The organism is Cytobacillus oceanisediminis 2691 (assembly GCF_000294775.2).
Lineage (GTDB): Bacteria > Bacillota > Bacilli > Bacillales > Cytobacillaceae > Cytobacillus > Cytobacillus pseudoceanisediminis.
The window spans coordinates 4,205,223-4,229,419 of sequence record NZ_CP015506.1 but is presented as its reverse complement, the minus strand read 5'-3'; the positions used below and the strand labels follow the sequence as shown (position 1 = coordinate 4,229,419).

Annotated in this window: 26 protein-coding genes; 20 read left to right on the top strand and 6 right to left on the bottom strand. The window is 40.6% G+C overall.

The window, feature by feature from the left end:
- The first annotated feature begins 372 nt into the window (after window positions 1-372).
- Window positions 373-1,092, top strand: a complete 720-nt coding sequence (gene sigK, locus A361_RS21320) for an RNA polymerase sporulation sigma factor SigK (RefSeq protein WP_009333047.1) — start codon at window positions 373-375, stop codon at window positions 1,090-1,092.
- A gap of 304 nt (window positions 1,093-1,396) precedes the next feature.
- Here the strand turns inward: sigK and A361_RS21315 are convergent, their stop codons facing one another.
- Complete coding sequence (locus A361_RS21315) at window positions 1,397-2,362, bottom strand: F510_1955 family glycosylhydrolase (protein ID WP_019382884.1); 966 nt, start codon at window positions 2,360-2,362, stop codon at window positions 1,397-1,399.
- A 448-nt stretch (window positions 2,363-2,810) separates the two neighbouring features.
- Between A361_RS21315 and A361_RS30610 the strand changes: the two genes are divergently transcribed.
- Together A361_RS30610 and A361_RS21310 are read left to right on the top strand one after the other, a co-directional pair.
- Complete coding sequence (locus tag A361_RS30610) at window positions 2,811-2,966, top strand: hypothetical protein (protein WP_009333045.1); 156 nt, start codon at window positions 2,811-2,813, stop codon at window positions 2,964-2,966.
- A 125-nt stretch (window positions 2,967-3,091) separates the two neighbouring features.
- Entirely contained in the window at window positions 3,092-4,888 is a 1,797-nt protein-coding gene (locus tag A361_RS21310) for a M3 family oligoendopeptidase (protein WP_019382882.1), read from the top strand.
- 40 nt (window positions 4,889-4,928) lie between these two features.
- On the opposite strand, the gene pssA is transcribed toward A361_RS21310, so the two are convergent.
- Window positions 4,929-5,468, bottom strand: coding sequence for a CDP-diacylglycerol--serine O-phosphatidyltransferase (gene pssA / locus A361_RS21305; protein WP_019382881.1), 540 nt, complete (start codon window positions 5,466-5,468; stop codon window positions 4,929-4,931).
- Between the two features lie 271 nt (window positions 5,469-5,739).
- Here pssA and A361_RS21300 point away from each other — a divergent pair, with 271 nt between their 5' ends.
- Window positions 5,740-6,516: a phosphatidylserine decarboxylase gene (locus tag A361_RS21300; protein ID WP_019382880.1), complete on the top strand. Its 777-nt coding sequence runs from the start codon at window positions 5,740-5,742 to the stop codon at window positions 6,514-6,516.
- Between the two features lie 74 nt (window positions 6,517-6,590).
- Here A361_RS21300 and A361_RS21295 read toward each other — a convergent pair whose 3' ends face one another.
- Entirely contained in the window at window positions 6,591-6,731 is a 141-nt protein-coding gene (locus A361_RS21295; protein WP_009333041.1) for a sporulation histidine kinase inhibitor Sda, read from the bottom strand.
- Window positions 6,732-7,260: 529 nt separating this feature from the next.
- Here A361_RS21295 and A361_RS21290 point away from each other — a divergent pair.
- Genes A361_RS21290 through A361_RS21255 form a run of 8 tightly spaced genes read left to right on the top strand, consistent with a single transcriptional unit; the run spans window position 7,261 to window position 12,330 of the window.
- Window positions 7,261-7,776 (top strand): YqeG family HAD IIIA-type phosphatase, encoded by a 516-nt coding sequence (locus tag A361_RS21290; protein WP_009333040.1) that lies wholly within the window; start codon window positions 7,261-7,263, stop codon window positions 7,774-7,776.
- A gap of 3 nt (window positions 7,777-7,779) precedes the next feature.
- Complete coding sequence (gene yqeH / locus A361_RS21285) at window positions 7,780-8,886, top strand: ribosome biogenesis GTPase YqeH (RefSeq protein WP_009333039.1); 1,107 nt, start codon at window positions 7,780-7,782, stop codon at window positions 8,884-8,886.
- Between the two features lie 47 nt (window positions 8,887-8,933).
- On the top strand, window positions 8,934-9,773 hold the full coding sequence (aroE, locus tag A361_RS21280) for a shikimate dehydrogenase (protein ID WP_019382878.1): 840 nt from the start codon (window positions 8,934-8,936) through the stop codon (window positions 9,771-9,773).
- Window positions 9,767-10,057: a ribosome assembly RNA-binding protein YhbY gene (gene yhbY, locus A361_RS21275; RefSeq protein WP_019382877.1), complete on the top strand. Its 291-nt coding sequence runs from the start codon at window positions 9,767-9,769 to the stop codon at window positions 10,055-10,057. Before aroE ends, yhbY begins: the two co-directional genes overlap by 7 nt.
- Window positions 10,058-10,097: 40 nt before the next feature.
- Window positions 10,098-10,667 (top strand): nicotinate-nucleotide adenylyltransferase, encoded by a 570-nt coding sequence (locus A361_RS21270; RefSeq protein WP_019382876.1) that lies wholly within the window; start codon window positions 10,098-10,100, stop codon window positions 10,665-10,667.
- Entirely contained in the window at window positions 10,657-11,223 is a 567-nt protein-coding gene (gene yqeK / locus A361_RS21265; protein WP_009333034.1) for a bis(5'-nucleosyl)-tetraphosphatase (symmetrical) YqeK, read from the top strand. Before A361_RS21270 ends, yqeK begins: the two co-directional genes overlap by 11 nt.
- 4 nt (window positions 11,224-11,227) lie before the next feature.
- Window positions 11,228-11,584 carry a ribosome silencing factor gene (rsfS, locus tag A361_RS21260; RefSeq protein WP_009333033.1) on the top strand — a complete coding sequence of 119 codons (357 nt, stop codon included), beginning with the start codon at window positions 11,228-11,230 and terminating at the stop codon, window positions 11,582-11,584.
- A complete protein-coding gene (locus A361_RS21255; protein WP_019382875.1) occupies window positions 11,581-12,330 on the top strand; it encodes a class I SAM-dependent DNA methyltransferase in 750 nt (249 codons plus the stop codon). The genes rsfS and A361_RS21255 overlap by 4 nt, the downstream gene beginning before the upstream one ends.
- Before the next feature lie 82 nt (window positions 12,331-12,412).
- Here A361_RS21255 and comER read toward each other — a convergent pair whose 3' ends face one another.
- Window positions 12,413-13,237, bottom strand: coding sequence for a late competence protein ComER (comER, locus tag A361_RS21250; protein WP_019382874.1), 825 nt, complete (start codon window positions 13,235-13,237; stop codon window positions 12,413-12,415).
- Window positions 13,238-13,326: 89 nt separating this feature from the next.
- Here comER and A361_RS21245 point away from each other — a divergent pair, with 89 nt between their 5' ends.
- From A361_RS21245 to A361_RS21235, 3 genes are all read left to right on the top strand, one after another.
- Window positions 13,327-13,965 (top strand): helix-hairpin-helix domain-containing protein, encoded by a 639-nt coding sequence (locus A361_RS21245; protein WP_009333030.1) that lies wholly within the window; start codon window positions 13,327-13,329, stop codon window positions 13,963-13,965.
- Window positions 13,966-14,080: 115 nt separating this feature from the next.
- The gene (locus tag A361_RS21240) at window positions 14,081-14,644 is read left to right on the top strand and encodes a ComE operon protein 2 (RefSeq protein ID WP_009333029.1); all 564 of its coding nucleotides are present in this window, start codon (window positions 14,081-14,083) and stop codon (window positions 14,642-14,644) included.
- A gap of 67 nt (window positions 14,645-14,711) precedes the next feature.
- Window positions 14,712-17,042, top strand: a complete 2,331-nt coding sequence (locus tag A361_RS21235; RefSeq protein WP_019382873.1) for a DNA internalization-related competence protein ComEC/Rec2 — start codon at window positions 14,712-14,714, stop codon at window positions 17,040-17,042.
- Window positions 17,043-17,177: 135 nt separating this feature from the next.
- On the opposite strand, the gene A361_RS29170 is transcribed toward A361_RS21235, so the two are convergent.
- Window positions 17,178-17,312 (bottom strand): YqzM family protein, encoded by a 135-nt coding sequence (locus tag A361_RS29170; protein WP_019382872.1) that lies wholly within the window; start codon window positions 17,310-17,312, stop codon window positions 17,178-17,180.
- A gap of 357 nt (window positions 17,313-17,669) precedes the next feature.
- On the opposite strand from A361_RS29170, the gene holA reads away from it, so the two are divergent.
- Window positions 17,670-18,707 (top strand): DNA polymerase III subunit delta, encoded by a 1,038-nt coding sequence (gene holA, locus A361_RS21230; RefSeq protein ID WP_019382871.1) that lies wholly within the window; start codon window positions 17,670-17,672, stop codon window positions 18,705-18,707.
- Window positions 18,708-18,848: 141 nt separating this feature from the next.
- Here holA and rpsT read toward each other — a convergent pair whose 3' ends face one another.
- Window positions 18,849-19,115, bottom strand: coding sequence for a 30S ribosomal protein S20 (gene rpsT, locus A361_RS21225; protein ID WP_009333026.1), 267 nt, complete (start codon window positions 19,113-19,115; stop codon window positions 18,849-18,851).
- 236 nt (window positions 19,116-19,351) lie between these two features.
- Between rpsT and gpr the strand changes: the two genes are divergently transcribed.
- The 4 genes from gpr (at window position 19,352) to lepA (ending at window position 24,149) form a co-directional block, all read left to right on the top strand.
- Window positions 19,352-20,479 carry a GPR endopeptidase gene (gpr, locus tag A361_RS21220; protein ID WP_019382870.1) on the top strand — a complete coding sequence of 376 codons (1,128 nt, stop codon included), beginning with the start codon at window positions 19,352-19,354 and terminating at the stop codon, window positions 20,477-20,479.
- Between the two features lie 69 nt (window positions 20,480-20,548).
- A complete protein-coding gene (gene spoIIP / locus A361_RS21215) occupies window positions 20,549-21,754 on the top strand; it encodes a stage II sporulation protein P (protein WP_019382869.1) in 1,206 nt (401 codons plus the stop codon).
- 17 nt (window positions 21,755-21,771) lie between these two features.
- Window positions 21,772-22,116, top strand: coding sequence for a YqxA family protein (locus tag A361_RS21210; RefSeq protein WP_009333023.1), 345 nt, complete (start codon window positions 21,772-21,774; stop codon window positions 22,114-22,116).
- 197 nt (window positions 22,117-22,313) lie between these two features.
- Window positions 22,314-24,149 (top strand): translation elongation factor 4, encoded by a 1,836-nt coding sequence (lepA, locus tag A361_RS21205; protein ID WP_019382868.1) that lies wholly within the window; start codon window positions 22,314-22,316, stop codon window positions 24,147-24,149.
- Window positions 24,150-24,197 lie beyond the last annotated feature (48 nt).

Genomic DNA, 24,197 nt, shown 5'->3' with positions numbered 1-24,197 from the left:
AGAAATAATACGATTCCAGAAACTCCAAGCAATATCAGCAAGGTCTTTAAAGAAAAACCTTCGAAAATAAATTTGGCTAGGCTGTCAAGCAGAACAATAAAAAAAACGAGAGCTAAAATGATTCTCTGGGCATTCAAATATCAAGACCTCTTTCTTCCAAAGCTATGTATTGGGAATACCAGCCATAATTATTTATTACATGAATGATTATATCCTATTACTGTGACGGATAGCTTGTCTAATTGCAGAGAAAATGAAGAATAAAATATTTTCTGAAGAAAATATCTCGATTGGACAGACAAAAACAACTCCATCCATACATAGGAATTAGTTATAGACGTTTTTGAACGCATTCAAAGCGGGGGTGGAACGATGTCCGGTATTTTAACTGCACTCGGGTTTTTGGTTAAGGAGATTGTGTTTCTTGTATCTTATGTAAAAAATAATGCATTTCCTCAACCGCTGTCTCCTGCAGATGAAAAGAAATACCTGCGATTGATGGCTGCAGGCGATGCACATGCCCGTAATATGCTTATTGAACATAATCTAAGGCTGGTCGCCCATATTGTAAAGAAATTCGAAAACACAGGCGAGGATTCTGAAGATCTGATATCAATAGGGACAATCGGACTGATAAAGGCCATTGAGAGCTATTCAGAAGGTAAAGGCACAAAACTTGCCACCTATGCAGCCCGCTGTATTGAAAATGAGATACTGATGCACTTGCGGGCATTGAAGAAGACGAAGAAAGATGTATCCCTTCATGATCCCATCGGGCAGGACAAAGAAGGAAACGAAATATCCCTTATTGACGTTCTTAAGTCGGAATCTGAGGATGTTATTAATACCATACAGTTAAATATGGAGCTGGAAAAAGTGAAGGAGTATATTGATGTTTTAGATGACAGGGAAAAAGAAGTAATTGTGGGTAGGTTCGGGCTTGACCTGCAAAAAGAAAAAACACAAAGAGAAATTGCCAAAGAGCTTGGCATCTCTAGAAGTTACGTCTCCCGTATTGAAAAGAGGGCACTGATGAAAATGTTTCATGAGTTTTATCGGGCGGAAAAAGAAAAAAGGAAAAATAACAGCTAAAGGGACAGTTCAACTGTCCCTTTGGTTTTTGTATAGGAACTATAAAATGGAGCGTTGTGAATAAATCCGCGAAATGTTGTCTGCATCCAGCTCCAGCGCCCGGGTCATAAGCCAAATCACTCCAGAAATCAGGCAAGGAACGCTTCGGCAGAGATGCTTCGCCCGACCACAGCTTGCTTTGGGAGGTTTCCTGCGTGAAGTCTTATGCCTGTTGGACTTGCACAGGATGTACAGACTGCAGCGTTCGCCATTGAACGTGGCGGTTTTAGTTGAAGTTCCTATGAACAAGTAGCTTTCGTTTTGGTTATTCTATTCTTCCGTTTTTTAACAAAAGCTGCCAATTTTCACCGCTGTCTGCTGATTCATATAAATCTTTGAGATACGTTGAAACTGCAAGTGTTCCGCTAGATTTATTATCGGCAGCAATGTATGTAATAGGGTTGTCATAGCTGAGAAAAGGGATTTTAATATGTGAGTTTTCCATCGTTTCAAGATCGATTTTACTCATTTGCACCTTTTCCTGATCTGCATACGCATAGTACAAGCTATTTTCCGTGAAGGTGAGTGCTGTAGCCATGATTGGATCAGATACTAATTTTACATTTTCACCTCTATCCTCTGAGAAGAAGATGCCGCTTCTTGTGGACATAGCCATGATTTCCGGATCAGTTGGATGTGCCGCGATCATACCAAGTGTGTCACCCTCAAGCCCATTTAAGCTGACTGGCTCCCATGTTTTGCCTGCGTCCTGAGAGCGGTAAACACCTGCCTCAAGCTCTTCGCTTTTTTCCTGGTTGATCATGTAGATTATATTTGTATCATAGCCGGCAGCTAAAAAAGGAAAGGAACTTGTTCCGCTAAAAGCCAGGTCTTTAAAAGAAGCTCCTTTATCAGTGCTTTTCACAATACCAAGAGGGTTTTTTATGACGGAGTTCTTATCAGGCTGGCCGCTGACAATAAATCCATCTTTGACTGCCTGAAAACCCATGTAGTCATGGTTAAGGGAAGTGGCCTCATGCCAAGTGCCATCTTTATAAAACTTTAAGCCATCGCTGGACGATAGGTAGAGTGCAGTATCATTTCCCGGGTATCCAATTCCTTGAATATGATCGATTTGCTGAGCTGATGCCTCAATAATAGTATAGTCAGCCTCATCTGAAGTTTTACTTGATGGTTCATCAGCAGTTTTTTTACTATGCTCTTTCTCAGCAGAACAGCCAGCTGCGAACAATAACAGGAGAACTGCCAAAATCATTCTGCCTTGTTTCATTGATTTCACTCCAATTCATATCAGTTTAACGGATATTATGATTATCGATGTCATTATATAGTATTTCAGCGTAAAATAAAAAACCCTTGCCTATGGAAGGGTTCAGATAAATAGCTCCCTATAAAGAGTGAAGAAAAAACTTATTCCGTTCCTCTTTTTTAAAATCGGAAAGGTGCTTAGTTACTTTGCCGGATCCTTTGCAGACAGGGCAGGTTTTCTTTATGAATTTATATGCTGTAATATTGCCTGTACCTTTGCATTTTTTACAGATTGAGATAATTTTCATTTAACACTCCTCCCATAAAATTCCTTCTAGTATATCCTATGAACCATTCTAAGAGAGGTGCTGGGAACATACCGATTTTCACCGGGATTTTAGTGTAAAAGCCTAATCGCTGGTCCATAAATTACATATCTTAGTAATAGAAGGCGAAGGGAGGTAAAGGTTATGCCTTATGGTTATGGCGGTTATCCCGTTCCTCCTCCTTATCCATGCGGTTATTATGGAGGCGGAGGATTCTGGCTGGCCCTCGTAGTTGTACTGCTGATCCTGCTGCTTGTTTTTGGAGGATTTGCATACTATGGCGGCGGCTATTTCAGGTAGAGATATAACCAGAAGTTGGCTCATACCAAGGGTATGGGCTTCTTTTATATAGAATATTTTATAGAAATTTCGGAAAAATCGCGGTATAATATTTCTGTAATCGAAATTTTTTATGGGGGGATCATATGACTGTAACAGCCTATTCGTCAGTTTGGGATTTGGATGTCTTTTTTAAGGGTGGAAGCGACTCAGCAGAATTTGATCAGCATTTACTGGAAACAAGAAAGCATATTGATTCATTTTTTAATCAAATACATAACTGGGAGCCTGCTAATTCAGCTGCAGATTCAGCTGCAATAAGTGAAATCATTGAGCTTTTCCAGCAGACGGCAAGAAAAGTGCGTCAGGCTGGTGCTTTTGTGAGCTGTCTTCAGGCCCAAAATACCGAGGATAAGAAAGCGAAAGATCTTAGAGGGACAACTACGGAACTTAGTGCAGCTTTTCAAAACGCTTTAACGGCATTTGATCAGAAGCTTGCAAGTTTAGATCAAAGTTCATGGGAGCAAATTATAAATGATAAGGATTTAATTGAGCTTTCATTTGTATTAAACGAACGCCGCGAAAATGCCTCAGAAAAACTTTCGCAAGAGGAAGAAACGGTCATTAATGCCCTTGCAGTTGATGGTTACCACGGATGGGGACAGATGTATGACGTAATAGTAGGAAATATAAAAATTCCTTACACTGAAAAGGGCGAGATAAAGCAGCTTTCAGTTGGACAGGCTGCTAATAAGTTTTCAAGTCCTGACAGAAAATTGCGCAAGGAAGTTTTTGATAATTGGGAAAAATCATGGAACAGCCAGTCTGATTATTTATCTAAAACCTTAAATCATTTAGCCGGTTTTAGATTAAATATATATAAACTAAGAGGCTGGAGCGACTTCCTCAAAGAACCTCTGGACTTAAACAGAATGAAAAAAGAAACCCTGGATACCATGTGGAATGTCATTTCAAGAAATAAAGCACCTCTTATTAAATATTTGGAGAGAAAAGCAAAGCTTTTAGGCTTAGAGAAATTAAGCTGGTATGACCTGGATGCCCCGCTCTCCAAGTCAGAAACAAAATTAACTTATCAGCAGGGTGCAGATTTTATTCTTGAGCAGTTTGCTCACTTTGGAGAAGAAATGACAGCCTTTTCTAAAAAAGCGTTTGAAGAAAAATGGATTGAAGCAGAGGATCGTCCAGGAAAGGCGCCAGGCGGTTTCCATACTTACTTCCCTGAAAGCAGTCAATCAAGGATCTTTATGGCATACTCAGGGACACCATCCAATGTTTCAACCCTGGCACATGAACTGGGGCATGGATTTCATACATATGCAATGAGGGACCTTCATTTGCTGAATCGAAATTATGCCATGAATGTTGCTGAGACAGCTTCTACTTTCGCAGAAATGATTGTCTCTGATGCAGCAGTGAAAAATGCTGGATCAGAGGAAGAGAAACTGGCGCTTTTAGAAGATAAAGTGCAAAGGTCTGTTGCGCTGCTAATGAATATCCATGCACGATTCCTGTTTGAAACACGATTCTATGAAGAAAGAAAACGAGGAGTTGTAAGTGCGGACCGTCTGAATGAAATCATGACGGATGCCCAAAAAGAAGCTTATGGAAACGCACTTGATGAGTATCATCCATCTTTCTGGGCTTCAAAGCTCCATTTCTTTATTACTGGCGTGCCATTTTATAATTTCCCATATACTTTTGGATATTTGTTCTCGCTGGGAATCTATGCACAGGCTCTTAAAGAAGGAAAAGGGTATGAAGAAAAATATATAGCATTATTAAAGGATACTGCATCGATGACAGTCGAAGATTTAGCTATGAAGCATTTATATGCAGATTTAACAAAACCTGAGTTCTGGGAAAGTGCCGTTCAATTATGCATGGACGATGTGGAAGAATTCCTGGCATTAACAGAAAATTAATAAAAGCAGAAGCCGCGCTCTTATTATGAGCACGGCTTTTTTACATTTTTTTCAGCCTGAAAGGGCTTATCATTAGAATGGAAAGTGTCAGCATTATAAAGAGAAATAAAGGTGAAGGCCAATATGGAATTGCCAGAAAGCATAAAGTGGCCAGGCAGCCGGCAGCCGTTATCGGCAAGCCTGTAAAATAGCCATTATTGTCACTGATGTTAAAACGGGCTAGCCGCAAAGCTCCACAGCCGATATATAGAGCAGTTAAGAAAGCTCCTGGTGCCCCAAAATCATAAAGGACTCCCATGTATAGGAGCAGTGCAGGAGCAACTCCAAAAGAAATAATATCACTCATGGAATCCAGCTGCTTTCCTAGATCCGATTCAATATTCATTTTTCTCGCTGCCATCCCATCAAAACGGTCAGCAAGAGCTGCGATAAAGATCAGCAGCATACTCAATTTCAAATTATCATTAATAGAAAATAAAATAGCAAAGCACCCTAAGAACAGGTTAGACAGAGTTAAGATATTGGCTGTCTGTGCCTTTAGCTTCTTGATGGTTAAATCAAGAACATCCTGTAAAAACATGTCAAACACTCCTTGCACCTGGGAATCACAGCCTGCAGACTATAAGAAGTTTTTTCTTATGGGCAATGTGTTAAAGTGTACGTTAATTGGGAAAAATCTGGAAGGATAAAAAGAAGCAATCCACAGTATTTCAAGAAAGCCAAAAATAAAAAAAGTGTCAAATCTGAGGAAGTCTATGGCAAACTTAGTTTTATATGTTATATAATAATATTTTATTCTATGCTTTTTATGCCTGTTCGTAAAGAACATATTTTTTTAGGGGGCATGTCGTTTGTTAAAACCTGTATATCGCCTGCTGATTGAATTGACAAATGGAAGATGGACATCCGGGATACTGCAGAAATTTGCAAAATCAAATTTGAGCAGGCGGGTCATTCCGTCATTTTCAAGGGTTTATAATATAAATGAAAGTGAAATGGAAAAAAGCCTGAATGAATATCCAACACTGCATGAATTTTTCATTAGAAGGCTTAAAGAAGGTGCAAGAGTTACAGATCTGAGCCCTAACTCGGCAGTCAGTCCTGTAGATGCTGTTATCGAAGATGTTGGTAGTATCCGGAAGGACCGTGTTATTACAGTAAAAGGAAAAAACTATTCCATCTCTGAGATGCTGGGTGAAGATAAAGCAGGAAAATATGCAGGCGGCACTTATATGATCTTTTATTTAAGTCCGAGCCACTATCATAGGATACACAGCCCGGTCACTGGAAAAGTAGCAGATCAATGGATTCTTGGGCTGAAGTCTTATCCGGTCAACAAATGGGGATTAAAATATGGTAGAGATACACTTTCCAAAAATTATCGGAGCATAACTGAGGTGAGGCATGGAGATGCAGCAATCGCGATTGTGAAGGTTGGCGCTATGTTTGTAAATTCCATTGAACTTATACATGAAGGGGATCAGCTTGAAAAAGGAAAGGAAATGGCCTATTTTACGTTTGGCTCTACTGTCATTCTCCTGTTTGAGCAAGGGAAATTCGAACTTGAAAAGTCAATCAGGACTCCTGCTCACATTAAAGTAGGGGAGCGGATTGGGACGCTATTGTGAATGTTTGGGCCGCTTATTTCAGTTTTTAATGGATATGGAGAATAAAAAAAGCCCTATTAAGGGCTTGTCCATTTTTAAGAAGTAACTTTTATTCTGTTTGATAGTGAGCGACGGTGGATTTCTGTTTCGATTAAACGAATGAAGTCTTTGCTAAGCTGCAGTTCCTTTGCTTTATAATATGATTCGATTAGTAAATCATCTGACAGTTTACGCATTCCTGTCCCACCTCCAGGCACTTGATATTTCAGTTCTAAAAGAATTATTTTATACATATAATGTAAGATTTTATGTTGTACCCCTACTCTAGCAAAATTAAACGATTAGAACAACTGTTCTCTTATCCACAGGAAACAGTGGATAACCTGTGATTATTTTGTTTATAAAAAGGGAAAAAGTATAAAAATCATATTGGATTATGTGCATAAAGTTATCCACAGGGTTGAAGGGCAGTTGTTTTTTGTCGAAAAATTTTTATTATAAGGATAAATAATATCTATTCCATGGAAATTTACTGAGCTTTGAGTGTCTTTCCCCATTTTGTGGAATCGTATAAAATAGAACAGCTGGATTGTATCCTCCGGTTTTTATTTTGAAAGAGAAGATGAAATTGGGTATGATGAAATCGGTGTTTTTCAATAGTGAAAACACTGCTGAAACTAATTATTATTAAAGCCCGAGCGGTATTTGAGGATTCAGAAACAATATTGTTGGACCATAAGAATTTATGATTGAGGTGTAAATATAGTGTTAAAGCATTTTTTGCCTGATCAGCATGTTAAAAGTATATTTGAAATTACTCCCCACAGTTTACAGGAAAAAGGAGTTAAAGGAATTATCACGGACCTGGATAATACACTAGTCGAATGGGACAGGCCAAATGCAACACCGAAGCTGATTAGCTGGTTTGAAGAAATGAAGCAAAGTAACATCAAGGTTACCATTGTCTCAAATAATAATGAAAATCGGGTTAAGGCTTTTTCCCACCCCCTCGATATTCCATTTATCTACCAGGCAAGAAAGCCAATGGGCAGGGCCTTCCGAAGAGCTCTATCAGAGATGGGGCTGAGAAAAGAAGAAACAGTTGTGATTGGTGATCAATTGCTGACTGACGTCCTGGGGGGAAACAGAAGCGGCTTCCATACTATTTTGGTCGTGCCTGTCGCTCAGACTGACGGATTTTTTACAAAATTTAACCGGCTTGTGGAAAGACGAATATTAAATTGGTTCAGAAAAAAGGGAATGATTCAGTGGGAGGATTAAGAAGTGAGTGAAGAACAATTTGTTTGCATAGGCTGTGGAGTAAAAGTTCAAACAGAAAATCCTGATGAGCTGGGCTATGCTCCTCATTCAGCTCTGCAGAAGGAAACGATTATTTGCCAGCGCTGTTTTAGGCTGAAACATTATAATGAAGTTCAGGATGTAAGCTTGACGGATGATGATTTTCTTAAGATCCTGAATGAAATTGGACAAAGTGATGCACTTATCGTGAAGATTGTGGACATCTTTGATTTTAACGGGAGCTGGCTTCCTGGGCTCCACCGTTTTGTAGGCAACAATAAAATCCTGCTTGTAGGAAACAAAGTTGACCTTCTTCCAAAGTCGGTGAAAACAAACAAGCTGATTAACTGGATGAAGCAGGAATCAAAACAGTTGGGACTGAAACCGGAAGAAGTCTATCTGGCAAGTGCTGCGAAAGGGTATTCCATTAACGAGATTGCAGCAGCTATCGACCATTACCGGGAAGGAAAAGACGTGTATGTAGTAGGGTGTACAAATGTAGGTAAATCCACATTCATCAATCGTATATTAAAGGAAGTAACAGGTGAGGGCGATGTCATCACAACTTCCCACTTTCCTGGCACAACCCTTGATATTATCGAAATACCTTTATCTGACGGAAAAGCTTTAGTAGATACGCCAGGTATAATAAACCATCATCAAATGGCCCATTATGTAGATAAAAGGGACTTAAAGGTTATAACACCTAAAAAGGAAATAAAGCCTAAGGTTTACCAGCTGAATGAAGCGCAGACCCTGTTCTTTGGCGGACTGGCAAGGTTTGATTACATTGCCGGGGGCCGACGTTCATTTGTTTGCCATTTCTCCAATGAACTAACTATTCACCGCACCAAAACTGAAAAGGCCGATGAGCTGTATCGGAATCATGCGGGAGAGATGCTCACACCGCCAAGGGAAGAACAAATGGAAACCTTCCCGGAGCTTGTGAAACATGAATTCACAATAAAAGAACCAAAAACAGATATAGTATTTTCAGGGCTTGGCTGGATTACAGTAAATGAAGGCGGGGCCAAGGTAGCTGCATATGTTCCTAAAGGTGTCCATGCCATGATAAGGAAGTCTTTAATTTAGGCTGTGAACCTGCAGCTGCTTACGCTTTTCAAAAGGGGTGAGGAATTTTGAAAAAGCTGTTTGGGGTGATTGGGGATCCGATTTCCCATTCAATGTCCCCCGCTATGCACAATGATCTATTTGGGGCTTACAGTCTTGATGCACATTATCAGGCATTCCATATATCAAGGGAAAATCTGACGGATGCTATTATAGGGTTCAGGGCAATGGGCATTGCGGGATTTAATGTTACAGTGCCGCATAAGGAGGCTATCATCCCTCTTTTAGATGAACTGGATCCCCTGGCAGAGGCTATTGGAGCAGTTAATACAGTAGTCAATCAGACCGGAAAGCTAATAGGCTATAATACGGATGGGAGCGGGTATGTAAAAGGCCTGCTGAATCAAAAACAATCAATTAAAGACAAAAAAGTGCTCATAGTGGGGGCGGGCGGAGCTGCAAGAGCCATTTATTTTACAATTGCCAAAGAAGGTCCTGAGCTTCTGGATATTTGCAATCGGACTCCAAAGAGGGCGGAACAAATTATAAATGATTGCCCTTTCCGTGTCCCGGCGCGAGTGCTGAGCAGACCGGACGCAGAGGGAAGCCTCGAGACATACGATCTAATAGTTCAGACTACATCGATAGGGATGCATCCGGAAATTGGCCAAAGCCCGCTTTCAGTACATAAGCTTAAGCCTGGAGCCTTTGTCAGTGATATCATATACAACCCGCTTGAAACAAAGCTTCTGACTGAGGCTGCTGAAAAGGGTGCGGGAATTCAGAATGGAATCGATATGTTTGTATATCAGGGTGCACTTGCTTTCGAGATGTGGACTGGTATTGGACCTGACATTGAAAGAATGAGACATAAAGTTTTAAATCAGCTGGGAGGATTATCATGCTAACAGGAAAGCAAAAACGTTTTTTACGATCAAAAGCCCACCATTTAAACCCGATTTTCCAAGTAGGAAAGGGCGGGGTAAATGAAAATATGATTAAACAAGTTGGAGAAGCACTGGAAGCCCGTGAATTATTAAAGGTTTCAGTCCTTCAAAACTGTGAAGAAGACAGGGATACGGTGGCGCAGCAGCTGTCAGAAGGTACAAAGGCTGATGTTGTACAAATCATCGGGAATATAATTGTTTTATATAAAGAATCGAAAGAAAACAAACAAATCGACTTGCCGTAAATTTCTTCAGCATAAAACTGGAAAGCATGGAGGAGTGTAAATGGAAAAGGTAGGCATACTTGGAGGGACCTTTAATCCGCCTCATTTAGGCCATCTCATTATCGCGAATGAGGTAATGTCTTCTCATGGTTTGGATGAAATCTGGTTTATGCCGAACCATGAACCTCCCCATAAAAAGCGGTCTGATAATGTAAGCAGCGGTGATCGTACAGAAATGCTGAAACTGGCATTGCAGAGCCATCCCCGCTTTAAATTGCAATTGATTGAGCTGGAGCGCGATGGTCCTTCATTTACCTACGATACAATCAGGATTTTGAAGGAAAACTATCCTCAAAAGCAATTTTATTTTATTATTGGAGCTGACATGGTTGAGTATCTGCCCAAGTGGCATAACATTGACAAACTTCTTGAATTGATTACTTTTATAGGAGTGAGGCGGCCATCTTACAATCTGCAGACTCCGTATCCGATTCTTTATGCTGACATTCCTGAAATGGGGATATCCTCGAGTATGATCAGAAGCCGTGTAAAGGAAGGCGGAACTATTCGCTATCTGGTACCGGATGCTATACGGAGTTATATAAAGGAGAATCATTTATATGAATCGTGAACAGGCTCTTGCAATTGTAAAGGAACAGCTGACTGAACATCGCTACCTTCATACAGTAGGAGTGATGGAAACAGCCATTAACCTTGCAGCGAAATATGGTGCTGATACAAAGAAAGCGGAACTGGCGGCTATTTTTCATGATTATGCTAAGTTTCGTCCTAAGGAAGAGATGAGGGAAATTATCATTAAGGAAGGAATGCCAAGTGAGCTTTTGGAGTACAATAGTGAACTTTGGCATGCTCCCGTCGGTGCTTTTCTGACGGAGAAGGAAGCAGGAATTAATGATAAAGAGGTTTTGGATGCTATAAGGTACCATACTTCCGGCAGGCCGGGAATGGTGCTTCTTGAAAAGATCATATATCTTGCGGATTATATTGAACCTGGAAGGCACTTTCCAGGTGTTGGTGAAGTGCGTGATTTAGCGGAGACAAATCTGAACAAAGCCTTAATCAAGGCCGTCCAAAATACCATCATGTTTTTAATGAAAAAAGGGCAGCCGGTTTTTCCAGCGTCCTTTCAAACTTATAATGACCTTGTAATGAATAAGGAGGACTGATTAGATGAATGAAAATACATTGCTGATGACAGCAGTTAAAGCAGCAGACGATAAACGGGCAGAAGATATAACAGTACTTAATATGAAAGGCATTTCTCTGATTTCGGACTACTTTGTAATTTGCCACGGCAACTCAGATAAACAAGTGCAGGCCATTGCTCGGGAAATGAAAGAAAAATCTGAAGAACACGGGTTTGCTGTTAAAAGGATGGAAGGTTTTGATGAAGCAAGGTGGATTCTAGTCGATATGGGTGATATAGTTGCTCATATTTTCCATAAGGATGAAAGAAGCTACTATAATCTGGAAAGACTTTGGGGCGATGCACCGGTCGAGAACGTTCAGGGCATGCTTAACCAATGAGCTACGGAAAGTTCGCTTATCTCTATGACAGGCTGATGGAAGATGTTCCTTATGACAGCTGGATTAAATTGGTCAATGAAAAGCATGCGGAATTTAATGTGCCCGGAAAAAAACTGCTGGACCTTGCCTGCGGCACAGGCCAGCTTTCTATAAGGCTAAGTAAACAGGGGTATGATGTTACTGGTGTGGACTTATCAGAGGATATGCTGGCTGTTGCACAGGCAAAGGCAGAACAGAACGGTCTGCAAATCCCCTTTTACCTGCAAAACATGGCTGAACTTGAAGGATTCAGTGAATTTGACATTATTGGCATTTTTTGTGATTCTTTAAATTATCTGAAGACGGAATCAGAGGTGAAGGACACCTTCATGAGGGCCCGCGCCCATTTGAAAAGGGATGGTCTTTTTATATTTGATGTTCACTCCATTTATAAAATCATGCAGATATTTATGAACCAGACATTTGCTGAAAATGATGAGGAAATTTCATATATCTGGCACAGCTATCAGGGTGAATATCCTAATTCTGTGGAGCATGATCTTTCATTTTTTGTCCTGGAAGAAGAAACCGGAAAGTATGACCGCTATGACGAACTTCACTTCCAGCGTACGTATCCTATTGATCAATATGAAAATTGGCTTAGAGAATGCGGATTTGAACTGCTAGACATTTCAGCAGATTTTGAAGAGGGCCCTCCAGGCAGTCAGGCTGAACGAATCATTTTTATTGCAAAGAAAAGGAACTAATATATATTACAGCCGGACTGTGAAGCAATCCGGCTGTTTTTTTTTAGAAAAAAGAAGGATTATTTCCATTAACATCGAATAGCTAATGGAGAGAATACTGTTTCTTTACCTCAATAAGATCTTCGTCATACTTGGAATGTGTTGCCTGGAATAAGTGCTCAAATACTGTGCCAAGCTCGCTTTCAAGAATCTTAATTCCCTCTCCTGTAATTCCTCCTTTGACGCATACCTTCTCCTGTAATGTCGGCAATGTATAAAATCCCTTTTTCAGTAAATCCCCAAGTCCGATCAGCATCTCTCCTGCAAGCTTTGTGGCTGTTTCTTTATCAATCTCCGTTTCTGCAACTGCCGCGTTGATGAAGCGCTGTGTCAAATAGCTGAAAAAGGCAGGTCCGCAGCTGACAATATCTGAAGAAACCCGTGTAATATTTTCCTCGATAAAGACAGGCGTGGAGATGCTTTCAAAAAGCTTATGAAGTATCCCTTTCCAATGCTCGCTGCACTGTTCACCGAATGATAAAAGCGAAACCCCCGATAAGGCCCGATTTGTTATGCTTGGAATCGCCCTGGCTGCTGAACAGGGCAGAATAGATTCAAGCTGTTTTACACTAATAGGGCTGGTTATTGAAACTACACATTTATCTTTTGACAGGGACGGCAAAATATCCTGAACGACATTATACACATCATGAGGCTTTACACAAATGAAGATAAGTGAAGAACGATGTGCGGCCTCTCTTGCGTTATTTACAACTGTAATATCCGGATGAGTTTCCTTTATATCCATCGCTTTTGCCGCTGTCCGATTGGTAATTGTCATGGAGGATGGGGAAACGGTTCCGCCATCGAGGAAAGCCTCGGTCAGTATTCTCCCCATGTTACCTGTGCCAATTATACCGATTTTCATTGCTTTATCCCTCCTTCAAAAGCAAGCTCTCTCATATAACGATATGTATCAAAAACACATTTATTCCAAAAAGAAAGGATTGATCCTTAATGGCTCAATGGATAAAAACACATAAAATTTACGCTTTAGGAGCCGCCATTGCACTGGCTGCCTTCCTCTATTATTTTTTCATGCCTGTTCAAGAGGCTGAATTATTGCCTGAGATTGAACAGACAGTTCAATTAAATGAAAAGGAAGATGATGATAAAGAAATGGAAACAGAAGGTGATGAACAGGCGGAACAGATGCCACAGCCAATGAAGGCAGATATTAAAGGAGCTGTACAAAAGCCGGGAGTATACGAAGCGGCAGAAGGTGACAGGGTGATAGACCTTCTGGAAAAAGCAGGCGGACTGACAGATAAAGCAGATGGAACCAAAATCAATTTTGCCCTCAATATTACGGATGAAATGGTCATATATGTTCCAGAAAAGGGTGAAATTCTCGAGGAGGCCACGGTCGAAGATGGAAAGGCGAGAGGCCAGCAGGATAATGGAAAGATAAATTTAAACCAAGCCAATGAATCAGAACTGCAGATGCTGCCGGGAATCGGCCCATCTAAGGCCGCAGCCATAATTGAACACCGCGAGACAAATGGACCCTTTAAGGATGTTGCAGACTTGAAATTAATATCAGGGATAGGAGAGAAAACCTTTGAAAAACTCAAAGAACATATTAGTGTAAAATAATTTCATTCCATTGACCTTAGCGAGCATGAGGCTTACACTTATTTAGAGAAAAAGCTTGTTTTTGAATTAAGGGCATATACGCCTGTGCAAAAGACGGAAGGGGAGAGACTGCAAGATGGATCGGATTTCCTGGAACCAATATTTTATGGCGCAAAGCCATTTGCTTGCTTTGAGGAGCACTTGTACAAGGCTTGCGGTAGGCGCAACCATTGTAAGGGATAAGAGGATCATTGCCGGAGGCTATAATGGATCGATTGCGGGCGGTGAACATTGTATTGATGAAGGCTGCTATGTTATTGATAACCATTGTGTCAGAACCATTCATGCGGAAATGAATGCGATTTTGCAGTGTGCAAAATTCGGGGTACCTACAACTGATGCGGAAATATATGTAACTCATTTTCCATGCCTCCAATGCTGCAAAGCGATCATACAGGCGGGAATTAAAACTGTTTATTACGCACAGGATTATAAAAATCACCCATATGGAATTGAGCTCTTTGAAAAGGCTGGAGTGAAAACAGTACAGGTAATAGCAGAAAAAGTGTCCTTTGATGACAGCAAACAAGAAAAACATGATTTTATAGAAGAATTAATAAATGAGCTTGAAAAAAGCGGAAAAGATAGGGACTTGGTGAAAAGCTATAAAGAAACAAAGGACAAGCTTTTCGAGAAATAAAACATTCAAGGAGTAACACCTGAAATGAAGGTCTTACTCCTTCTAAAAAAATAAAGGAGCAAATGATATGAAAGGCAGATGGATCTATGCGGCTGCTGCCTCATTGCTGGGAATTTTGACATCTTTTTTTCATCCGGCTATTGCTATCGTTATTTTTCTTCTGACATTTTTCCTCTTAAAAAGAAATATTTTATCATCCTATAACGCTGCCATTATGATAGTGATTTTCCTTGCCTTTATCATGCGCAGTGAATTTGCATCCGAACACAATAGGACAAGCCTTTCCGGAAATGAGAGCGAGTTCGAAGTAACAATGAAAGAATCTGCAAAAATAGATGGAGATCTTCTTACAGTCTTCATTGAATTAGCAGATAAACAAGAAAAGCTGGCAGCCAGGTATAAAATTAAATCCGAAGCAGAAAAAAAGACCCTTACAGACAACCTGGGAACAGGTATGGCATGCCGGGTAAATGGCACCTTACAGACCCCTCCAACATCCACCAATCCTAATTCCTTCAGCTATCAGGAATATCTAAACCACAACAGCATCTTTTGGATCCTCGAAATGGAACAGTTAAACCTCTCTGATTGCAGTTACCGTAAAAGCAGCCTTGTATTAACCATTTTAAAAATAAGAGAAACGGGAATTAATTATCTCCTGGACCATTTTCCTGAACAATCAGCTCCACTGGCTATTGCCCTTATATTCGGCGAACGTAATTTTATTGATCAGGCTACTATTGCTTCTTATCAGAAAATCGGAATTATCCATTTGCTTGCGATATCCGGCCTTCATGTAGGTATGCTAGCTGGGATGTTCTTTCTTGCTGGTGTACGTGCTGGAATCACCAGAGAAAAAATGACCAGCATCTTATTATTGGTTTTGCCTTTATATGCCATCCTGACAGGGGCAGCACCATCTGTTCTGCGGGCTGTGTTTATGATGCTTGTGATCTTGCTCGCAAAGAAGCTGAAGGCACCTATTCAATTAGCTGATGTTATCTCTATTGTGTTTATTGGCTACCTTTTTATCTCTCCTTATATCATCTATAATGCCGGGTTTCAGCTGTCGTTTGCTGTCGCCCTATCGCTTATTCTCTCAGCTCCCATCATCCTCAAAAGATTTTCTGAATCATACGCTGCTATCCTGGCAGTTTCTTTTGTTTGCCAGATGGCTGCCATTCCGATCCTTCTGTGGCATTTTTATGAGGTATCGATTATTTCCATAATTGCCAATCTGATTTTTGTGCCTTTATATTCTTTCATAATCCTTCCGGTGGTGTTGATTCTCTTCATTTTTGATTTATTAACAGGGGGGAAAGCAGTTTTATTGCTCAATGTATTTGAAAGACTTATCAGTTTTCTAAATTGGATTGCTGAATTGCTTTCGGCTATTCCTAACTCGACCCTTGTTCTTGGCAGGCCATCCCTGATTATGCTGATCGTCTATCTGCTCCTGATTCCCGCATTCTTTGCAGGCTGGGAAAGGTCAAAAAATAAAAAGGCTCTTATCAGGAGCGGTGTGCTTCCAATCCTTGCCATACTAATTCAGTACTTGTCGAATGTGTTTACTCCTGCCGGTGAAATTACATTTATAGATGTTGGACAGGGTGACAGCATTCTGATAAAGCTTCCATATGGAAGAGGGAATTATCTGATAGATGCAGGAGGCACGCTTATGTTTGACACTGAGGATTGGAGGATGAGAAGTGATCCTTATGAAACAGGAAAGGATACGGTAGTGCCTTTTCTGAAAAGCAAAGGGATCAGTAAAATAGATAAGTTTTTTTTGACTCACGGGGATATGGATCATATTGGAGGAGCATCAGCTGTGATTAGGGAAATGAGGGTAAAGTCTGTTGTGTTTTCACAGGAAGCGGAAATTTCAGAGGCTGAAAAGGATTTGATTGTTCAGGCTAAATTAAAAAAAAGCAATATTGTATTCACTAAAGCTGGAGATAATTGGTCAAAAGGAGATTCCGTATTTCAAGTTTTGTCTCCATTTGGAGATCGGATGGGGGACGTGTATACAGAGAAAAATGATAGCTCTATTGTCCTTTTTGCCAAAGTGGGTGGCCTTAACTGGCTGTTTACCGGAGATTTGGAGGAAACGGGGGAAAGTCAGCTTATAAAAGCTTATCCCAATTTGAAAATTGATGTTTTAAAGATTGCCCATCATGGAAGCAAAACCTCCACAACAGAATCATTTCTGGCTGCTGTTAAGCCGAGAATTGCCGTTATTTCTGCAGGCAGAAACAACAGGTATGGGCATCCTCATAATGATGTAACGGGCAGGCTTAAAGAAATTAATGTGAATGTTCTGAGAACCGATAAGCAAGGGGCGGTTAACTATGTTTTTAAAGGAAATTCAGGAACCTTTTCCGTTCAGCATCCATAGTATATGTTAGAAATGCTTCAGCTCCCTTTCCATACTCTCAATGCCTATTATCACTTACAGCCACAAAAAAAAGAGACTGCTGAGGCAGCCTCGATGTGTCAGAGGTATGACACAATTACTTACTTTATGTAGCCATTAAGCTCCTAAAAATTTAATGACTGTTGCAATAACAAATAACGTTGCGAAGAAACCGAATGATACGATGAATCCTACTCCAGAGTCGATGGCATCATTACGTTTGCTTTGGACGTTCTTTTCAAATTCGTTCACAGTCTACCCCTCCTATTTCCTTATATAGTATAAGTCATTCAAATAAAAAAATCTAGAGTTCCCCTGCCCTTTTCCTGCAATAGCAGGAGTTGTCACAAATATGCCGGCACATCAAGGGGAAAATAATAGAACAAAGGTGCACCGCAGCTTCCTGAGTATCCCGGGCCTCAGGCGGCAGCGTTCTATATAGATTGGAAATTGGCGTTCTTCTGGGCGCCAATTTCTTATGTCTTGTCAAATTGGCATTGGTTCTTTAGGATATATAGTGAACATGCAATCAGCGGGATAGGGGCTTTATCCCTGCCCGTTAGACTGCAATAAAGTGAATATAATGTAAGGCGAACGGAGAGAAAGAAATTGGTTTTTGATATTTGGAAGCAGATAAAAGCAAAAAGTTTTGCTCCTATTTACTTATTATATGGAACAGAACCTTATCTTATAAACGAAACGAAGCAGCTTCTGATCAACAATGTGCTAAGCGAAGATGAAGCTGATTTTAATTTATCCTCTTATGACCTTGAGGAAACCCCAATCGATACAGCCCTTGAAGATGCGGAGACATTTCCGTTTATGGGGGAAAGAAGACTGATCTTTTTACATAACCCAGTTTTTTTAACATCAGAAAAATCGAAGGCTAAACAGGAGCATAATCTGTCAAAGCTGGAAGCCTATATGAAAGAGCCTGCCCCGTATTCAGTGGTGGTATTTTCCTCAACTGCAGAAAAGCTGGATGACCGGAAAAAAATAACTAAACAATTGAAAAAAACGGCTGCAATCCTTGAAGCAAAGAAACTAAATGAAGGAGAATTGAAAGCCTGGATCAGGGAACGCGCAGCACTTAATGGCGTGCAGATTGATGAATCGGCAGTTGAGCTAATATTGACATTGGCAGGCACCAACCTATTTATCTTGACAAACGAGATCGATAAATTAGCTTTATATGCGAATGACATGAAGCGAATCGATGAACAAATGGCAGAGAAAATGGTATCAAGGTCATTGGAGCAAAACATTTTTTCCCTTGTAGACAAAGTTGTTCACCGCAAAATAGAAGAAGCCCTGAGAATTTATTATGATTTATTAAAGCAAAATGAAGAACCCATTAAGATTTTATCTGTTATTACAGGGCAGTTCAGATTGATTTATCAGGTGAAGGAGCTTGCGAGAAGAGGCTACGGCCAGCAGCAGATTGCCGGCTACTTAAAGATTCATCCTTTCCGGGTGAAACTTGCAGCTGGACAGGCGCAGATGTTTGCAGACGAAGAACTTGCAGCGATTATAAGCTTGCTTGCTGATGCAGATTACCAAATGAAAACTGGAGGCATGAATAAAACCATGCTGATTGAAATGTTCCTGTTTCGTCTGCAAAGTCAGGCTCTCAGAAAAAATCCATAAAGAAATAACGTTTCTGCCTCCGGCACCTTGAGTATTGAGACAAAATTAGTAATTCTGATTACGTAAAAAAGCGGTCCAACTGGACCGCTTTTTTACGTAAAATAAAAGGCTATCCCTTAAGATAGCCGATATCTTCAAACATTAAGCGTTTAAAGAGTTCATTTTTTTCATTAAACGAGACTTTTTACGGGCAGCAGCATTTTTGTGGATAAGACCTTTTGCAGCAGCTTTGTCTAGTTTACGAGCAGCATCAGCGAAAGATTCAGTTGCAGCAGCAGCATCGTTGTTTACGACTGCAGCATCAACCTTCTTTACAGCTGTACGCATTGCTGATTTAACTGTAGCGTTATGAGCGTTGCGAGCTTCGCTAGTTTTAACACGCTTAATAGCAGATTTAATGTTTGGCATTCCATTCACCTCCTGAAAAAGCATCGAGATTCTATAACTCGACATTCACATTCATTAACAATAATTAAGAACAAGTGATATTTTATCAAACACGGGGGCATAATGCAATACTCTGTAATCAAAATTGCTGGAGGCGATTCTGCATGTTTTTGGACTTTAAAGGCAATGATAGTATATATCCGAATTTTAGTATAATGTGTGTTATTTTCCAATAGCTGAGAATGTGAGGGATAAATATGAAGGAATCAATAGATTTAAGCCAATACTCAGTCCGAACGGACCTTGCCATTGAAGCCAGGGAAATGGTTATTTCCGACAGGCAGAAAGACAATATTCATCAGCAGGAGAATCTCTCCCAAATAGAAGGCGTAATAATTAAAGAAAGAGAAGAAAATGATATAAAAATTTCTTTTGTTGAAGTAACAAAAGAAGGTGCAGAGGCATTGGGGAAAAAAGAGGGAAAATATCTGACCCTTGAAGTGACGGGCATACGCCAGCAGGATACGGAGCTGCAGCACAAAGTAGAGTCTGTATTTGCGAGTGAGTTCTCCCAATTTATTAAGCAGCTGGGAATCAATGAAGATGCATCCTGTTTAATTGTCGGTCTGGGCAATTGGAATGTCACTCCCGATGCACTGGGTCCGCAAGTATGTGAAAACTTGCTTATTACAAGGCATCTCTATCAGCTGCAGCCTGAAAGTGTAGAAGAAGGCTATCGGCCAGTAAGTGCTATTTCCCCGGGAGTGATGGGCCTGACCGGGATAGAAACAAGTGACATTATTTATGGCATTGTTGACAAAACAAAGCCCGATTTTGTCATTGCAATCGATGCTCTTGCTTCCCGATCAATTGAAAGAGTGAATTCTACCATTCAAATTTCGGATACAGGGATTCACCCTGGTTCTGGTGTCGGGAATAAGCGAAAAGAAATCAGCAAAGAAACTTTAGGGATACCTGTCATAGCGATTGGCATCCCAACCGTTGTTGATGCTGTGTCCATTACAAGCGATACAATTGATTACATCCTCAAGCATTTCGGTAAGGAAATGAAAGAAGGCGGACGTCCATCGCGTGCCCTGGCTCCTGCAGGAATGACTTTTGGAGAGAAGAAGAAGCTGACAGATGAAGACCTGCCGGAAGAACATCATAGAAAAACCTTCCTTGGCATGATTGGAACCTTGCCTGAAGAGGAGAAGCGGAAGCTTATTTATGAAGTCCTGTCTCCTTTGGGCCACAACCTTATGGTGACTCCAAAGGAAGTGGATGTATTTATTGAAGATATGTCAAATTTAATTGCTAACGGTTTGAACGCAGCACTCCATCAAAAAGTGAATCAGGATAATGCCGGTTTTTATACCAGATAGGAAATAACATGTTCTATCTTTTCTAGCAAAGTCATAACATTTACTAGACTAGCAAGGAGAGGTGGAACAATGAAACCTTTTAAATCGAACGGACTTGTAGTAACCATTCAAGGGACAAGCTTGCTGAAAGCCATAGGCGGATTTTTGCTTTTTCTTTTTATGATATTTTCAATAAGCGGAGCATTAACTTCATTAAAGCCGGAATACAGAATCAGCTCCTCCTCAGTTAATTCTGCCGCGAACAGCCTGACAGGAGAAATGCTTTATCATTTTCTTGGATGGGAAAACCACTCATTTCTCCAGGGGGTTTCTGAAACCAGTTCTCCCCCGGGCATTGCCAATTTAGTTTTTAAGCTATCCACAAATGTCAATTTGGATGATCCCAGAAGCCTTTTGGGAAGGGAGCTTCCATTCTTCTCTATTTATGACAGTAAGATTCTTGTTGCTGGTGAAGGAACGGATTATACAAACATGCCTGTGGAATCTTCTCCTCCTATCGAAGTGCTGATGGCAGAACAGGAGGCAGCCCTGCAAAACACCGAAGGACTTGAGCCTGACGGTGATTCGAAACAATCGAAAACACCGCCGATGTCAACAGGTGATAAAAAACCCGTCTATATTTACTTTTCGCACAATACTGAATCCTATCTTCCTTATTTAAAGGGTGTAACCAATCCTGATGCAGCCTATCATTCCAAAATTAACGTTACTAAGATTGGTGATAAGCTTAAAGAAGAGATGGAGAGCAAAGGAATAGGGACCTTTGTCGACAAGACGGATATCCAGGGGAATTTAAGCAAGAAAGGATTAACGTATGGACGCTCCTATCAGGAATCCAGAGAAGTTGTTCAGGCTGCAATTACGTCCAACCGGGATTTGTCTTACTTAATCGATATTCACCGTGATTCAAAAAGAAAAAAAGATACAACGAAAGAAATAAACGGAGAGTCTTATGCCAAATTAGCTTTCATTATTGGCGGAAATAACCCGAACTATGAAAAGAACTTAAAATTTGCGAAAGAGCTGCATGATAGATTGAACGTTAAGTACAAAGGGTTAAGCAGGGGAATCATGAAAAAAGAAGGTGCAGGGACAAATGGCAACTTCAATCAGGATTTATCGGGAAATGCCATTCTCATTGAATTTGGCGGAGTTGATAATACGTTTGAAGAATTAAACCGTTCGGCAGAAGCAATCGCAGAAGTGTTCAGTGAATATTATTGGCAGGCCGAGGAAGTAAATTCATCAGCTGGCCGTGAATCTGAAAAGAAATAGTATTAGGATGATGCGGAATGAAAATATTTATGCTAAAAGCTCTTTTTCTGGCAGCCCTTATGTTTGTCTCAGTATTATTTGGAATGCAGCAGGCAAATGAAGGAATCCACAGAATGAAGGGTTTCCATGACGAAGATTTCAAAAGTGCCCTAACCTTAAATGAAACCAATGAAGGTGAAGTGCAGGCATCTGTCCTGGGGAATGATCTGTCCAGCCATGATCTTCAGCAGAAAAAAGAAAAGCTTGAAGAGATGAAAGCATATAACTTTTTTTCATCTCTGGGAAAAAGTATATCCGAAGGTTTATCAGAGCTGACAGAAAAATCGGTCGCATTCATTACAGACTTAATAACCGGAAAATAGGCTGCTCAAGAGGGCAGCCTTATTTTTTTTGGACGGTTAAAGACGTAAAGCTTAGCATTGAATCTTCACAAACGTACTGATATAATCAAAAATAGTGTATAAACTAAAAGGACTATTTAAAATTGAACACACTTGGCTCCAGGCGCCTGTCTTAAGGCGCTTGCGCTTTTCTTATAGTAGGAGTTGAATTATTTATAATGAACAGAGAAGAGAGACTAAAAAGGCAAGAGAAAATAAGGAATTTTTCGATCATTGCCCATATTGACCATGGCAAGTCGACTTTGGCGGATAGGATCCTTGAAAAAACCAATGCGCTGACATCGCGCGAAATGAAGGATCAGCTCCTTGATTCCATGGACCTCGAAAGAGAGCGCGGCATCACGATCAAGCTTAATTCCGTCCAGCTAAAATATAAAGCTAAAGATGGAGAGATATACACTTTTCACTTAATTGATACCCCGGGACACGTCGATTTTACATATGAAGTATCCCGAAGTCTGGCAGCCTGTGAAGGTGCAATCCTGGTTGTGGATGCAGCTCAGGGTATTGAAGCGCAGACCCTTGCAAATGTATATCTGGCCTTGGATAACGATCTTGAGGTTCTTCCGATCATCAATAAAATTGACCTTCCAAGTGCGGATCCGGAACGGGTGCGCAATGAGATCGAAGAAGTCATCGGCCTTGATGCTTCTGAAGCGGTACTTGCTTCAGCAAAAGCAGGAATCGGCATTGAAGAAATCCTTGAACAGGTCGTTGAAAAAGTGCCCGCTCCAGTAGGTGATCCGGATGCCCCTTTAAAGGCGCTTATATTTGACTCCCTTTATGATGCCTACCGTGGAGTAGTAGCCTACATCCGTGTGGTGGAAGGTACGGTTAAAGTAGGGGATAAAATTAAAATGATGGCAACTGGCAAAGAGTTTGAAGTTACTGAGGTTGGTGTGTTCACTCCTAAATCCACTCCATTGCCTGAATTGTCAGTTGGAGACGTCGGCTTTTTGACTGCTGCAATCAAAAATGTTGGCGATACACGTGTAGGTGATACCATCACAAGTGCGAAAAATGGTGCAGCCGAAGCTCTTCCTGGGTACAGAAAGATGAATCCGATGGTTTATTGCGGACTTTATCCAATAGACAGCGCCAAGTTCAATGATTTGCGTGAAGCACTTGAAAAACTGGAACTGAACGATTCTGCCCTGCAGTTTGAGCCTGAAACGTCACAAGCGCTTGGCTTTGGATTCCGCTGCGGTTTCCTTGGATTGCTTCACATGGAAATTATTCAGGAGCGCATTGAGCGCGAATTCAAAATTGATTTGATTACAACAGCACCAAGTGTTATTTATGATGTCATCCTGACTGATGGCACAGAGGTTAAAGTGGATAACCCATCCAATATGCCTGATCCGCAAAAGATTGACCGTGTAGAAGAGCCTTATGTAAAAGCTACAATGATGGCGCCGAATGATTATGTGGGAGCCATAATGGAACTTTGCCAGCAAAAACGCGGCATCTTTATTGATATGCAATACATGGATGAAACAAGAGTTAACATTATATATGAAATTCCTTTATCGGAAATTGTTTATGATTTCTTTGATCAGCTGAAATCCAATACAAAAGGATATGCTTCTTTTGATTATGAATTAATTGGGTACAAGCCATCAAAACTTGTTAAAATGGATATCTTGTTAAATGCAGAAAAAGTAGACGCATTAAGCTTCATCGTTCATAAGGATTTTGCTTATGAAAGAGGAAAAGTAATCGTTGAGAAGTTAAAAGAGCTAATTCCCCGTCAGCAGTTTGAGGTTCCTATTCAAGCGGCGATCGGCCAGAAAATTGTAGCCCGCTCAACCATTAAAGCCATCCGCAAAAATGTATTGGCGAAATGTTATGGCGGAGACATCTCCCGTAAGCGTAAATTATTGGAGAAGCAGAAAGAAGGTAAAAAGCGGATGAAACAGGTCGGTTCTGTTGAAGTTCCGCAGGAAGCCTTCATGGCGGTCTTGAAGATGGATGATAACAGCCCTAAAAAGTAAAATATTTGCTTTGTTTTAAGAGGTTAGATATGCTGTCATAATAATAAC

Coding starts and splice junctions, on each gene's coding strand:
- sigK (WP_009333047.1), top strand. CDS start 373: ATGTCCGGTATTTTAACTGCACTCGGGTTTTTGGTTAAGGAGATTGTG.
- A361_RS21315 (WP_019382884.1), bottom strand. CDS start 2,362: ATGAAACAAGGCAGAATGATTTTGGCAGTTCTCCTGTTATTGTTCGCA.
- A361_RS30610 (WP_009333045.1), top strand. CDS start 2,811: ATGCCTTATGGTTATGGCGGTTATCCCGTTCCTCCTCCTTATCCATGC.
- A361_RS21310 (WP_019382882.1), top strand. CDS start 3,092: ATGACTGTAACAGCCTATTCGTCAGTTTGGGATTTGGATGTCTTTTTT.
- pssA (WP_019382881.1), bottom strand. CDS start 5,468: ATGTTTTTACAGGATGTTCTTGATTTAACCATCAAGAAGCTAAAGGCA.
- A361_RS21295 (WP_009333041.1), bottom strand. CDS start 6,731: ATGCGTAAACTGTCAGATGATTTACTAATCGAATCATATTATAAAGCA.
- yhbY (WP_019382877.1), top strand. CDS start 9,767: ATGCTAACAGGAAAGCAAAAACGTTTTTTACGATCAAAAGCCCACCAT.
- A361_RS21270 (WP_019382876.1), top strand. CDS start 10,098: ATGGAAAAGGTAGGCATACTTGGAGGGACCTTTAATCCGCCTCATTTA.
- yqeK (WP_009333034.1), top strand. CDS start 10,657: ATGAATCGTGAACAGGCTCTTGCAATTGTAAAGGAACAGCTGACTGAA.
- rsfS (WP_009333033.1), top strand. CDS start 11,228: ATGAATGAAAATACATTGCTGATGACAGCAGTTAAAGCAGCAGACGAT.
- A361_RS21255 (WP_019382875.1), top strand. CDS start 11,581: ATGAGCTACGGAAAGTTCGCTTATCTCTATGACAGGCTGATGGAAGAT.
- comER (WP_019382874.1), bottom strand. CDS start 13,237: ATGAAAATCGGTATAATTGGCACAGGTAACATGGGGAGAATACTGACC.
- A361_RS21245 (WP_009333030.1), top strand. CDS start 13,327: ATGGCTCAATGGATAAAAACACATAAAATTTACGCTTTAGGAGCCGCC.
- A361_RS21240 (WP_009333029.1), top strand. CDS start 14,081: ATGGATCGGATTTCCTGGAACCAATATTTTATGGCGCAAAGCCATTTG.
- A361_RS21235 (WP_019382873.1), top strand. CDS start 14,712: ATGAAAGGCAGATGGATCTATGCGGCTGCTGCCTCATTGCTGGGAATT.
- rpsT (WP_009333026.1), bottom strand. CDS start 19,115: ATGCCAAACATTAAATCTGCTATTAAGCGTGTTAAAACTAGCGAAGCT.
- gpr (WP_019382870.1), top strand. CDS start 19,352: ATGAAGGAATCAATAGATTTAAGCCAATACTCAGTCCGAACGGACCTT.
- spoIIP (WP_019382869.1), top strand. CDS start 20,549: ATGAAACCTTTTAAATCGAACGGACTTGTAGTAACCATTCAAGGGACA.
- A361_RS21210 (WP_009333023.1), top strand. CDS start 21,772: ATGAAAATATTTATGCTAAAAGCTCTTTTTCTGGCAGCCCTTATGTTT.
- lepA (WP_019382868.1), top strand. CDS start 22,314: ATGAACAGAGAAGAGAGACTAAAAAGGCAAGAGAAAATAAGGAATTTT.